We start from the raw sequence: 13,131 nt of genomic DNA on the forward strand, positions 1-13,131 counted from the left end.
ATTCATATGGACCACATTTCGAAATATCTGACCAGAGAAATCAAGCTTTCCAGCTATGAGGACAAGCTTTTTAAATCCGACCTTGTCTTCGATGACCATATGCTGATCTGGTTTATTTCCGGTGAGACCAAGATCATACAGGCTCATACCACTTCCTATTTTAAGACCGGGGATATATTCCTGATTCCCAGAAACCAGCTTGCAACCATTGTGAATTATCCTAAAAACGGTCAGCCTCACAAAACAGTGGTGATGCATTTATCGACCGAGCGACTGAAAAGGTTTTATGAAAACATTGATATAAACAGGAAAAGCAGCTCAGTGCCAGCGATTTTCAGTTTCTCCAATCATCCATTCCTTGAAAGTTGCCTGGCTTCATTGATCCCATATTTTGATGTGAAAGGTGAATTTCCGGAAAGTATCGCCACTTTGAAAATCACTGAGGCAATTACAATCTTGCGAGAAATCGACAAGACAGTAGATAATGTGCTCGCAAACTTTGACGAGCCGGGAAAGGTTGATCTGATTGATTTTATGCAGCGCAATTATATGTTCAATATGCCAATGGAAAGACTGGGTTACTTAACCGGCAGAAGTTTGTCAACATTTAACAGGGATTTTAAAAAACTATTTAATGTGACGCCGCAGAAATGGCTTACAGAAAAAAGGCTCGAACTGGCCTATTATCAGCTCACAGAAAAGAAGAAAAAACCTACTGAGATTTACCTCGAAGTAGGTTTTGAAGATCTCTCTCATTTTTCTTTTGCATTCAAAAAGAAATACGGCGTTTCTCCAATTGCAATTTCTATATGAGCGGGGTAAGGCAACACGCAACACTTCCGGCCGGCAACAACCACAGCAATCCTGAACCTGCTTCCTGCCAACTTGCCTGAACCACTCGCCACTGCAAACTATGTTTCTTACATTCCTGCCATTACATTGCTGATGATCTATCTGATTGCAGTGGATTTGCTGAGAAAGTGAATGATATAGTTATTCCAAAACAATTTTCTCGGGCACCTGATCAAGCTCGTAATACTGATGACTCACATTCTTTCCGGAAACCTTCACAATCCTGAATCCGGAAGGATCTTTTCCGAGTGGCTTGCCAACGGGACCGGTCGTCACCATTTCCATTTCCCCTGATTTGCCAAATGCATTGCGGTGATAATGGCCTGCAAATATGTGGCTTACACCATATTGATTAAACAATGCAAGGTGCTTTTGCCTTGTCTCGGCCGGAATGTTGAAATATTCATCCTTTTCGTTTGGATCAGTTAAAAACCAGCTGTGATGCTGGAACACGAGTAACGGCGCAGCTGACGAACGTTTTGCCTTTTTCAATTGCTTGTTCAACCATTTTTCCTGGGCAGCTGCCTCCTTTTCAACGCCAGCAGGACTTTTGAAATACAAAGAATTTAACACGATCCCGCGCATGTTGTTATGCTTAATGAGGTAAAAATCCTTTCCCAGTTCTTTGCGATACTGCACAATGTCATTTTCCTTCCGATCATTGGTCACATCGTGATTGCCAGCCACATGATAAATCGGGATCTTGGGATCAAGCAGCGCCACGATTCGCTTGTATTCAGCCAGTTGCGCCTTGTCGGCAGGTTTGTTGATAAGGTCTCCGGTGATGATGACAAAGGCAGGTTTGAGCCGGTTGGCTAATGCAATGGCTTTTTCAAAATTTTCCGTTTCCTTTTCAAAACTCTTATTATCAGTAAAAAACCCAAACTGCGTATCTGTCATTTGTATAAAGAAAAAGGGCTCGCTTTTCTGGGCAAATCCCGCAAGACTTATCAGAAATAGCATGCTTGCGATGGCCAGGATTTTAATTGTTTTGAACATTTTAAATAGGTTATGCGGGTTAGTTATCAGCGTTAGATTTTTGGCCAGAGTTTGCTCATGTAAAAATACTTGCAAATTTCCTGCTTAATTGATTGAACAAATTATCAAATTGTTAAGAGCCGCATTAACTCGTGCCCACCAGGCGACGATTTTTTGCAAGTCAATTTCGAACAATCCTGTCCGGATACGAACAGTTTTTTAAATACAAAAGCCCCTCCTGGCCAAGGAAAGTGTTCTAAAATGACTGGCATTAATTTGTACAGAAGGCTCTGGAATACTCGTCATAAAAGTTAAGCTAAATGCTGCAGAATTATTTCAAGATCGCCTGGCGTAACCTTGTCCGGGCAAAAGGTTATGCTTTTATCAACATTGCAGGACTTGCCGTAGGAATGGCAGCAGCGATGCTGATCTTTTTGTGGATTCAAAATGAACTGACTTTTGACCGTTTCTACCCAAAAACCAAAAGGCTTTTCCAGGTTTACAACCGTGACGTAATCGCAGGTGAACCCTACGTTTGGGGCGCAACCCCAGCGCCGCTGGCACCTGCTTTGTTACAGGACTATCCCGAAATCGAGGACGCAGCCCGATATCGGAGCACCAATCTCCTGCTCGCGGCCAATGATAAATTTCTCAATATTGAAGGAAGTTTCGCGGACCCTAGTTTTCTGAATCTGTTCGACTTTCCGGTGCTTGGCGGCAACAGCAATACAGCTTTAAAGGGAAACAACGACATTGTCATCACAAAATCCCTTGCCGAAAAACTCTTCGGGATAACAGACGTGGTGGGGAAAACGATCCGGATTGAACGAAAGGACAATTTGATGATCGCGGCTGTAATTGACAACATTCCGTCCAACTCAAATTTCAAAGCTGTGGAGTACATTTTACCCTGGAATTACTCCGTGGCGCTCGGGTGGACGAATGATAACTGGAATAACAACAATTACTACACCTACGTCCTCCTTGATCAGAATGCAAATGCGGAAACCGTTAATGACAAGATAAAATACGCAACCGCAGCACATCTGAAAGGGGTGGTAGAGGACCCCTCTCACCGGGAGATTTTTCTTAATTCTGCTGATAAATGGCATTTGTATTCCAAAGAAGCGCACGGGCAACTGGTTGAGGGAAAAATTGTAACAGTTAGGCTGTTTGGCATTATTGCGGCTTTTATTTTGCTGATTGCCTGTGTCAACTTCATTAATCTGAGCACAGCACGCAGCGACAAACGGGCGAAGGAAGTAGGGTTAAGAAAAGTTGCAGGTGCGCCGAAACTGACATTGGTTTTCCAGTTTATCAGCGAATCCGTGATCCTCGCCTTTCTCTCAGGTGTTGTTGCTTTCGCGATTGTCTGGGCTTTCATTCCTACTTTCAATACATTGATCAACACAAAGCTATCCCCGGATTTTACATCATTATCTTTCCTGCTTCCAGCACTCGCATTCATTTTGCTCACCGGACTTCTTGCCGGGAGTTATCCAGCGTTTTTTCTAGCCAGCTTCCAGCCGGTGAAGGTGATGACTGGCACATACAGGTCCGCCGGAGCCGGTTTCTCACCAAGAAAAAGTCTGGTTGTTTTGCAATTCACTTTCGCGATCATCCTGATCATATCTACTTTAATTGTGAAGCAGCAAATCAGCCACGCGCAAAACCGTAGCAATGGATATGATCAGGATAATCTGGTTTTCACATATCTTCAGGGAGATCTTGGCGAGCATTATGCGCCTTTACAACAGGAACTTACATCCAGCGGAGCAGTGATTTCCATCAGTAAGTCCATCGGCCCGATCACGCAGATGAACACACGTCAATGGGGAGTTTCCTGGCCGGGAAGCACACAGAAAGACAAGGACCAGGAATTTGTGCCTTTTGGAACTGACATTGATTTCCTGAAAACGAACGGAGTAAAACTCGTTGCCGGGAGGGAGATTGACATCCGGAAATACCCTTCTGATTCACTGGCATTGATGTTAAACGAATCGGCCGTGAAGGCAATGCGTTTGAATGATCCGGTTGGTGTTAAAGTGAAATTCTCAGGTAAAGAGTGGAATGTAGTTGGTGTAGTAAAGGATTTTATTTTCGACTCGCCGTACGAAAAAATTAACCCAGTTCTGGTGTATGGACCCGCGCGCGACCTTCCCTGGACAAGCATGCGGCTCAATCCAGCAAAAAGCACCGCAAAAAACCTCGAAACTGTCCGCGCAATTTTCAAGAAATACAACCCTGAATATCCTTTCGAATACACATTTGCAGATGAATCGTACCAGGCAAAATTTGCGGAAGAACAGCGTACAGGCAAACTGACGGGGCTTTTCTCCGGGCTCACGATATTTATTTCCTGCCTCGGACTATTTGGTCTGGCTGCATTTTCTGCGCAGCAACGCACCAAAGAAATCGGTGTGCGAAAAGTGCTTGGCGCGTCCGTAACGAGCATCATTCAAATGCTTTCGATTGAATTCGTGAAATTGGTTTTGATTGCATTCCTGGTCGCTTCGCCGATTGCCTGGTACGCTATGGAAAAATGGTTAAAAGGCTATAATTATCGCATTTCCATCGAATGGAACGTCTTTGCAGTCACCTTATTCCTCACCATTTTACTCGTATTACTTACCGTGAGCTTCCAGGCAATCAAAGCAGCCTTGATGAACCCGGTAAAATCTTTGAAAGTCGATTGATTTTAATCCCAATGTTCTTTTGACATTTCGGTAAACTTTTGACACTAGTTTGGCTTAGACAGAGTGATCGACCACGCCATGATGTTCTTAATGAAATGCCTCTTTGTTGTATTTTTGCCTGTATTCCAAAGGGGATATCCCCGTAACTTTTCTAAATACTTCACGGAATGCTTTCATGTCTGAATAGCCTGTTTCGTACATCACCTCCTTCACATTCTTAGAATTCGTTTCAAAAGATTTCTTAGCTGCCTCGATTTTCACGCGCTGGACATATTCTATTGGCGTATTCCCTGTTGCCTTGATAAATCTCCGGTCAAAATTTCGTCTGCCGACGGCGAACCTGGATGCCAGCTCAACCATTGAAATCTTATTTTGTAAGTTATTTTCGATAAAGTGCTGCGCCTGCTTTACAACCTGATCGTCATGGGATTTCTGACCAGCAAATATGATGAAGGGGGATTGGCTTTCCCTGTCAATGTCAATTTGAAAGACCTTGGAACAAAATATGGCGGTTTGTCTATCGAAATACTTTTCTACGAGATATATAATCAAATGAAGAAATGAATAGGCACCACCATTGGTATAAATCCCATTTTCGTCAGTGATCAACTTGTCTGTTTGTACATCTACATCGGGAAACATTGTTTTGAGCGATTCCGCAAATGCCCAGTGCGTGGAGCAAGTTTTGCCACTTATCAAACCGGACGATGCCAGTAAAAAGGCACCCGTGCATATGCTGGCGATTTCCGAGCCGCCCCGATATTGTTCGGATATCCATTGAATCAAAGCATCATTTTTTTCGACCGCTTGCTGATAGGCATGGTTCAGAGAGGGGATGATAATAAGGTTTGTCTTTGATATTGCGGAAATGTGCACGTGCGGCCTTACCGTAAATAAACCTTCGTGAAAATCTACCTCATCTGACGTCCCCGCCAACTGGATATGATACAGTTCTCTTCCCTGTTTTTCCTTCCAAAAGCTGTTGGCTCTTTTGAGAATCTTATACGAGCCGACTATACTGCTTAAATTATTTTGTCCCTCAGGAACAAGGATCGTTATTCTTTTCATCTTCTTTTTACCGCAAGTTAAGAACACAACTTGTCCAAATCAACTCGCGAGATTGTCCATTTTGCACTTCACATGTTTCCTAATAACCACATACTTTTGATCACTCGATAAGCGAGACAAACATTCATTTAAAAGTCAACCCAACAACCATCATGGCAGATATCTTACACAGAGTCGGAATTAAATCACAGTCATTACAAAATGTTTACGATGCCTTAACTACCCAGGCCGGACTTGCCGGATGGTGGACAAGTGACACTAAGGGAGAAGGCGACCAGGTCGGAAATATCATTGCATTTCGGTTTGGTGCAGGCGGATTCGATATGAGCGTTGCCGAGCTTGAAGCGCCAACAAAGGTTGTCTGGAAGGTGGCAGATGGGCCGCAAGACTGGTTGCCTACCACCATTAGCTTTAATTTAAAGCAAGAAGATGGTTACGTCATCCTGATTTTTAAACATGCAGATTGGAGTGAACCGGTAGAATTTATGCATCATTGCAGTACTAAATGGGCCATATTCCTCATGAGCTTAAAATCGCTGATTGAAAACGGAAAGGGCAACCCCGATCCCTGGGATATCAAGATTGACAATTTCAACTAGGTTCAACAGACGCGCGTTTTTGATAAATTGACTTTCGCTTCCCGGTTCTGTCCACAAAACCGATCGTTCTAAAAATCTCTTGCACCCATCAAATGATTTTTGGAACCCGTTAAATTGACTGACAGATCAAACCTTGTTAAGCGCCTCATTGATAGACTTCGGGAAATAAAACAATCGGTTTTAACGGAAAGAAAAGATTAGCTAGATTTGGGAAGTTAGTTAACATAAGGTTACCCCCTCTTTCCGTTATGCGTCCCAGAAAGCTTTGCTGGCTGCATCTGATATTTATCATGATGCTCCTGAATACGATGCTTTATGCCCAAAATCGCTTAAACCATAAGTTGTATTTAAGGAACGGCACCATCGTGGCCCCGGACAATATATCAAACGGCGCTTCTTTTCGGAAAAGTTCTCTAACCGACAGGCTGGTCATTATTCAGTTTAACAGCATTCCCGATGAACAGTCGGTGGGGCGGCTCAAAGATTTCGGCATCGAATTGCTGGATTATGTCCCGGAAAATGCTTACACAGCGATGGTGAGCGGCATATTGGACAGCACTTTGCTAGTCGCGGCGAATGCAAGATCCGTAGTTGAATTAACATCAGCTCAAAAAACTCACCCCGATCTGCTCGGTGCTGCGCTTCCCGAACATGCCGTGACCGTTGAGGGTAAAGTAGACGTTGTGGTCACCTTCCCGAGGACAATTTCCGTCGATAGTATCACGAGTGAGCTGGAATCCAACAAAATAGAAATCATTTCGACTGCCAGAAGCCGCTATCAGATTATCGAGGCAAGAATTGAGACGACCAGGCTGCATGAGCTTGCCAGCTTACCTTGGGTAATTTATATCGAGGCAGTGCCGCCGCCCGCTGAGCCACTGAACGACAAAAGCCTCACAGGCACGCGTGCCAACGTGCTGGCAAAAGGCCTGCTATCCGGAAACCCACTCGATGGTGAAGGCGTGGTGATTGGCATAGGAGATGTGGGTGATCTGAAAAGCCATATCGATGTTGGCACGCGGGCGGTGAGTTACGTTCCTTATGCTAATTTCTGGCACGGCATGCATATTGCCGGAACTGCGGCTGGCGCAGGAATTATCAACGAGAAATACAAAGGATACGCTCCAAAAGCATCAATTTTGCTGCATTCCGAGGTTTTAAGCGAAGCTCGGATGCTCGTCCAGAATTTCGGGATGGTCGCGACGACTTACGCTTATGGCGGAGGAAGCTGCCCCACTTTCGGCACTTACAGCTCAACTTCGGCCATGATAGACATGCAAGCCATTGAGCTGCCCTACATGCAACACGTGTTTGCCGGAGGAAACAGCGGGATCGTCGCACCTTGCAATGGGCTTCCGGCGGGCTTTGGGAATGTTCCCGGGGGGCATATATCATCGAAGAATGCCATCAGTGTGGGTAATATGGCCTTAACGGGACTGGTTTCATCCGTTTCCAGCAAAGGGCCGTTGCAGGACGGACGCATTAAGCCGGACTTGATAGCACCCGGAACATCGATCGTTTCTTCCATGCCTAATAATACTTATCAAGCCGCATCAGGAACAAGTATGGCGGCGCCGGCTGTTTCTGGCGGCATTGCACTTTTAACACAACGGCACCGGCAGCTTCATAACCAGCAAAATCCCAAGAACGGGCTGGTAAAAGCATTGCTGTGCAACGGAGCAACAGACAGAGGCTTGCCCGGACCGGATTACAGTTATGGCTTTGGGGCAATAAATTTACTTCGCTCCGTAACCATGCTCGAAAAAGGACATTATTTCAATGGATCGCTGGCCAATCAGACTTCCGCGGAACATCAAATTCAAATCCCAGCAAATACTGCCGCTTTGAAAGTCATGCTTTATTGGAACGACCGCCCCGCGTCGATGATCACTAACACCAAGGCGCTGGTCAATGATCTTGATTTGTCGGCGGTGGGATCTGGCGGTCAAATGCTCCTTCCCTGGGTGCTTGACCCATCTGCTCCTCAGCTGGCTGCGGTGGCGGGTGTTGATACAATTAACAACGTAGAGCAGATCGTTTTTGAAAACCCAAATGCGGGCACTTACACATTCAAAGTCGCGGGTACGCACATTCCTTCGGGTCCGCAGGAATATCACCTGGTTTACGACATCATCGAAAAATCGGTCGTACTTACTCATCCGATCGGTTCGGAGCATTTTACAAAGGGTGATTTAATTAATATTTCTTGGGACAGTTACGGCAATCCGGCTAGCACTTATGCGATTTCTTATTCCCTGAACAACGGCGATTCCTGGATTAATATCAATGCAGCTGTTCCAGCAAAGTCTGAACAGCTCGCCTGGACAATCCCCGACGCCAGCACAGGTCTAGCAAAAATCCGGATTGTCCAGAATGAGACGGGCGTTGTAAAGGAAAGCGACACATTTTCGATCATGGGAGTGCCTGCTCTTTCATTGTCATCCGTCCAGTGTGAAGGTTATGCAGCCGTCAAATGGACTGCCGTTAAAGGCGCATCCGATTACGAAGTGATGCGTCTCGAAGGTAACGAAATGAAACCGATAGGCGTTACGGACGGGCTGAGTTACATCTTCGCCGGGCTCTCGCCCGATTCCACCTATTACATTTCCGTACGCCCGAGGATCAATGGCATTGCAGGCAGAAGAGCCATTGCGATAAGCTGCAAGCCCGACAACGGCACATGTGCAGGTGATATCTCCAATTTTGACCTTGCCATTGATTCAATTATCTCTCCATTGAAATCGGGCAGGATGCTGACTTCGGGCAGCCTTTCCGCATTGCAGTCCATATCGGTCAAAATCAGGAACTTTGATGATCAACCAATCAGTCAGCCCTTTCAGATCGGATATTCGATAGGTTCTGCCGATGCGCCGGTGCATTGGGAAACGGTCGACTCGGGAATAGGCGGTCTGGGTTATTTGCAATATACATTTCAAAGGACCGAGGATTTGCACAATGCCGGTATTTACGTCATTAACTTGTTTGTCAAAGCAGAAGGTGATCCGATCGCTTCGAATAACCAGAAATCCATCACCATCAAGCATCTTGCAAATCCTGTCCTGGCGCTGCCCTATTTCGAAGACTTCGAATCCCTCCCTGAGCAAACGCTCAAAACGAATACAACTGGCTTGGAGAACGCCGACAGATACGACTTTACTTCTCAAGACAATGTGGGCAGATTGAGGACGCATATGCCGCCAGGCGGAGCTTACTCAGGATCCAAATCCCTCATATTCGATGCGGATGTTTGGGGAGGAAATGAATATCAGACGGTCGTCGACGGGACCTACAATTTGGCGGGGCACGATGTGCAACAGGAAGAGATCAGGCTGACGTTTCGATTTCGTCAATACAACAGTCATTGGCATTACGGCGATGTGGGCGTGTTTATTCGTGGGAAAGACACCGATCCCTGGATTCCGGCGTTTGACTACTCCCCCACCGACTTCTTGCAGGTCGACAAAAACTATTTTCTGGCAAATGTCAATGTTAGCAACTTACTCAAAAAGAATGCGCAACAATTTTCGTCCAGCTTCCAGGTTAGCTGGCGGCAGCTCGCTTTTTACCCTGCCCAAACTGACGGCTATTCCATTGATGATATCCGCCTTTTCACGGCCACCAGTGATGTTGCGGTCGTTCAGGTCGTCCCGCCTGTTTCGGGAGGGTGTAGCAGTAATGGATATGGGGAGATTAGCGTTGTGCTCAGAAACAATGGCTCCTCTGATCATTATAGGGTTCCGCTTAAAATTCAGATTGACGATTTGACGGTCTACGAAGGGGATGTCCCGGTGCTCAGGCAAGGTAAAGACACACTTTTCACTGTAAACTGCTTTTCGAACCTGCATCTTGGCGGCGACCACATTATCAAGGCATTTGTTCACACATATCTGGACATTCTTGCTGAAAATGATAGCGCCAAGATCACAGTGAATACGCCGGCTGCAATAGCCTCATTTCCTTATCTCGAAAATTTCGAACAGGGTGCCGGCGGCTGGCAATCCCCGGAGCCTAATTCTGCATGGCAGTTCGGTCAGCCAAATTCAACCAAAGTGAAAGGCGCAGCGAGCGGCGCGAACGCCTGGAAAACGAATTTGAGCGCCCCCAGTCAGGAAGCAGGCGTTTTTTATCTTTATTCGCCATGCTTTGATATCAGCCATATGACGTCACCGATGCTTAGTTTCAGCACTTCCATCGATTTGAATGCTTGTAATGAAGGTGACTGTAATGCCGCCTATGTCGAATACAATACAGGTTATGGCTGGATGAGGCTGTTCAACGGGAGTTATAGCACAAACTGGTATAATGCAACCAAAGACTTTCAATCGGTCTGGAACTATCAGGATTATGTCCGCTGGCACGTATCGACTATCACCCTGTATTCATGGTGGGGAAGTTATATCAGGTTCCGATTTGTGCTCGATACAAAAGCCTCAAACGGTCGCGAAGGGATTGGGATCGATGACGTTCACATTTACGACGGTGCGTCACAAATTGACGAAATTGGTTTTGGAACGGGCATCGTCACCAGCGAAAATGTGCAGGGGAATGATTGGGTTGACCTGAAACGATACGATCTCATTGTTGCATCGATCAATCCTCATAACCAACAACTTGGTAATGTTGCCGTGCAGCCGTATCTGAATTCCTCCAAAGCTCCGAGCAATAACGGGCAATATTATTTGCCACGCAGCTTCCAGATCGCTACATCCCAGCAATCGTATCCCGAGCCGGTCAGCGTACGGCTTTATTTTACGGACCGCGAAGTGGAGCAACTCATTGCGGTGGCTGACAATACGGAAATCGAAAAACCGCTTTCGGCGTTCGAACTTGCTGTTACAAAATACTCGGGCATTCTTGAAGATGATAAGTTGGCAAATAATGCTAATGAGCTCTGGATGTTTTATCCAAGATCATCTGTCAAGGTCGCTCCTTATCGCCAGGGTTATTATGTTGAATTTAAAACAAAAACTTTTTCCGAATTCTGGTTATCAAAAAGTTACCTGGGCGTAGGAACGCCTTTTCCTGTGACGATCGTCAGCTTTTCTGCCAAAAGGCAAACCAGTGCTGAAAATAAAGAGTCCGTTCTGCTGGAATGGCAAACGGCCACTGAGGTGGATTTCAGCCATTTCGAAGTGGAGGTTGCACACAATAGAGAGGACGTTGTCCGGAAAGCCTTCTCCAAGATCGGCGAAGTGCCTGGCTCGGCCAGCGTTTCTTCTGGTACGAGGCATTATTCGCTGACCGACCTTTCGCCCGCATTGTTTGGAACTAGCTATTACAGGCTGAAAATGGTTGATACAGACGGCACTGTTCGATATTCATCTGTGAAGGCGGTCAATTTTAATGCAGAAAACCAATGGAATGTGTTTCCTAATCCTGTCGCCGAGCGCTTTTCCATCGAGTTCGAGGAAACCAATGGCGAACGGGTGCAGATCAGCGTTTATGATTTAAAAGGAAACCAGGTTTTTGCAAAGGAAGTCGTTGCCCTTGGCCAAATGCAAACGGCGCAAATAGAACTTCCTTCGAAGAGCTATCCTCCTGGAATTTATCTCATTAAAGCCGCGTCCACAACCCGTGAGAAGGTTTTCAAGATTATTAAGCAGCAGTAAATTTGAAGACCGCCAGGATAACAATGACTAAAAATACGAGCAGCTGAACCGTGTAAAACGTGTTTAGCTTAGTCAGAATGGGCGTGATTGTTCCCGGCATGCTCACACCTTCAACAGACAGGCTGTTTCTTAACCTTTTCATTTGCGGAGTTCCGATCAGCATTCCGTTCAAAGGGAGCAACAAGATCAACGCCAGTTTCAATTTAAGCCACATTTGGTGCAAATAAACACCATCGGTTACGGCCATTAGGCCTATTCCCGAACTTGCCAATAATATTCCACCGATTATCAAAAGTTTTCCAAGACCGGACATGAATTTCAATAAACCCGCTGATCCTCTGCTGTTTGTTTCAAGGTTCATAAGCGTGCGGAAGGCCACAAACTCTGCTGCCGTCGTTCCGGTCATTAGCACCAGGCCAGAAAGATGCATAACGAGCAACACTTGTCTTATAGTAAACGGATCCATCAGGCAGTTGCGTTTTTATGACCTTTCAATGATAAAAAACCGGTTATAACCATCAATATAGCGGTTAAACCACGTACAGACATGCGCGGCAGATCTGCCCCGTTATGGAAGTAAGTTAGTAGGCAGTCGGTAAAGAAGTTTTTTGTTTTCATGTTGTGATCTGTTTATAATACAAATCTCACAACTTGAAATCCGGCAGTCGTGCACCCAGGTTAATTAATGCTTGCCCGCCAATCTTTTTCGGATGCGGCTCAGGGATTGCGGCTTTATCCCCACGTAGGAGGCAATGTGATATTGTTGGATGCGTTGTCCGATATCAGGAAACTTGTCTAAAAATGTCTGGTAACGCACTTCTGGCGAATCAATGTAGAACGACCTTATTTGGTTGATCGCACTCACAAACACCTCTCCAATGGCCAAGCGCCCAAATCTTTCGCCATGCTTTACCTGTTCATAAAACAGCTCCATATTGGTTTTGCTGATGGTGTAAATGGTAGAGTCTTCCAGGGCTTGAATGTTAGTCTGGGATGGTTGCTGGGGCAGAAAGCTCGAATAATCACATACAAATTCGCCTTCCTTATTAAAATAGCTCGTTCTTTCCTCACCCTCGAAAGTGGCGTAATAACGTACAAGGCCCTTTTCAATAAAAAAAATGTTCTTGCAAATTTGACCGGCAGCAAGCAGATGCTCGCCCTTTTTCAATTTTTGTTCACGAAACAGAGCTCTAATAATTCCTTCATCATTAGAAGAGACAGGAACATATTGCTGAATGGTTTTGAGAAGAAGATCCATAAACAAATGTAGGAATACAATAACAGCAGGCGCAAGGAAAAACTTGGCGTAAAATGTAAATAATTCCGAAG

8 protein-coding genes are annotated in these 13,131 nt (G+C 45.5%); 4 read left to right on the forward strand and 4 right to left on the reverse strand.

Annotation, left to right across the window (positions count from 1 at the left end):
- The first annotated feature begins 6 nt into the window (after nucleotides 1-6).
- The gene (locus LZG73_RS17605) at nucleotides 7-813 is read left to right on the forward strand and encodes an AraC family transcriptional regulator (protein ID WP_233853010.1); all 807 of its coding nucleotides are present in this window, start codon (nucleotides 7-9) and stop codon (nucleotides 811-813) included.
- 180 nt (nucleotides 814-993) lie between these two features.
- Here the strand turns inward: LZG73_RS17605 and LZG73_RS17610 are convergent, their stop codons facing one another.
- Complete coding sequence (locus LZG73_RS17610; protein WP_233853012.1) at nucleotides 994-1,851, reverse strand: metallophosphoesterase; 858 nt, start codon at nucleotides 1,849-1,851, stop codon at nucleotides 994-996.
- A 299-nt stretch (nucleotides 1,852-2,150) separates the two neighbouring features.
- Between LZG73_RS17610 and LZG73_RS17615 the strand changes: the two genes are divergently transcribed.
- Nucleotides 2,151-4,526 (forward strand): ABC transporter permease, encoded by a 2,376-nt coding sequence (locus LZG73_RS17615; RefSeq protein ID WP_233853020.1) that lies wholly within the window; start codon nucleotides 2,151-2,153, stop codon nucleotides 4,524-4,526.
- Nucleotides 4,527-4,613: 87 nt separating this feature from the next.
- Here the strand turns inward: LZG73_RS17615 and LZG73_RS17620 are convergent, their stop codons facing one another.
- Nucleotides 4,614-5,594 carry a GlxA family transcriptional regulator gene (locus LZG73_RS17620; RefSeq protein ID WP_233853022.1) on the reverse strand — a complete coding sequence of 327 codons (981 nt, stop codon included), beginning with the start codon at nucleotides 5,592-5,594 and terminating at the stop codon, nucleotides 4,614-4,616.
- 152 nt (nucleotides 5,595-5,746) lie between these two features.
- Here LZG73_RS17620 and LZG73_RS17625 point away from each other — a divergent pair, with 152 nt between their 5' ends.
- Together LZG73_RS17625 and LZG73_RS17630 are read left to right on the forward strand one after the other, a co-directional pair.
- Nucleotides 5,747-6,193, forward strand: coding sequence for an SRPBCC domain-containing protein (locus LZG73_RS17625; protein ID WP_233853024.1), 447 nt, complete (start codon nucleotides 5,747-5,749; stop codon nucleotides 6,191-6,193).
- Nucleotides 6,194-6,441: 248 nt separating this feature from the next.
- Nucleotides 6,442-11,802, forward strand: coding sequence for a S8/S53 family peptidase (locus tag LZG73_RS17630; RefSeq protein WP_233853026.1), 5,361 nt, complete (start codon nucleotides 6,442-6,444; stop codon nucleotides 11,800-11,802).
- Here the strand turns inward: LZG73_RS17630 and LZG73_RS17635 are convergent.
- Nucleotides 11,789-12,268, reverse strand: coding sequence for a DUF2214 family protein (locus LZG73_RS17635; RefSeq protein WP_233853028.1), 480 nt, complete (start codon nucleotides 12,266-12,268; stop codon nucleotides 11,789-11,791). The genes LZG73_RS17630 and LZG73_RS17635 overlap by 14 nt on opposite strands.
- A 216-nt stretch (nucleotides 12,269-12,484) precedes the next feature.
- Nucleotides 12,485-13,060 carry a Crp/Fnr family transcriptional regulator gene (locus tag LZG73_RS17640; protein ID WP_233853030.1) on the reverse strand — a complete coding sequence of 192 codons (576 nt, stop codon included), beginning with the start codon at nucleotides 13,058-13,060 and terminating at the stop codon, nucleotides 12,485-12,487.
- Nucleotides 13,061-13,131: the final 71 nt, after the last annotated feature.

The sequence above is a fragment of the Dyadobacter sp. CY326 genome, assembly GCF_021390515.1.
In the GTDB taxonomy this organism is placed as follows: domain Bacteria; phylum Bacteroidota; class Bacteroidia; order Cytophagales; family Spirosomataceae; genus Dyadobacter.

What these genes read in the sequence shown, in the direction of transcription:
- LZG73_RS17605 (WP_233853010.1), top strand. Translation starts at nt 7, where the DNA reads ATGGACCACATTTCGAAATATCTGACCAGAGAAATCAAGCTTTCCAGC.
- LZG73_RS17610 (WP_233853012.1), bottom strand. Translation starts at nt 1,851, where the DNA reads ATGTTCAAAACAATTAAAATCCTGGCCATCGCAAGCATGCTATTTCTG.
- LZG73_RS17615 (WP_233853020.1), top strand. Translation starts at nt 2,151, where the DNA reads ATGCTGCAGAATTATTTCAAGATCGCCTGGCGTAACCTTGTCCGGGCA.
- LZG73_RS17620 (WP_233853022.1), bottom strand. Translation starts at nt 5,594, where the DNA reads ATGAAAAGAATAACGATCCTTGTTCCTGAGGGACAAAATAATTTAAGC.
- LZG73_RS17625 (WP_233853024.1), top strand. Translation starts at nt 5,747, where the DNA reads ATGGCAGATATCTTACACAGAGTCGGAATTAAATCACAGTCATTACAA.
- LZG73_RS17630 (WP_233853026.1), top strand. Translation starts at nt 6,442, where the DNA reads ATGCGTCCCAGAAAGCTTTGCTGGCTGCATCTGATATTTATCATGATG.
- LZG73_RS17635 (WP_233853028.1), bottom strand. Translation starts at nt 12,268, where the DNA reads ATGGATCCGTTTACTATAAGACAAGTGTTGCTCGTTATGCATCTTTCT.
- LZG73_RS17640 (WP_233853030.1), bottom strand. Translation starts at nt 13,060, where the DNA reads ATGGATCTTCTTCTCAAAACCATTCAGCAATATGTTCCTGTCTCTTCT.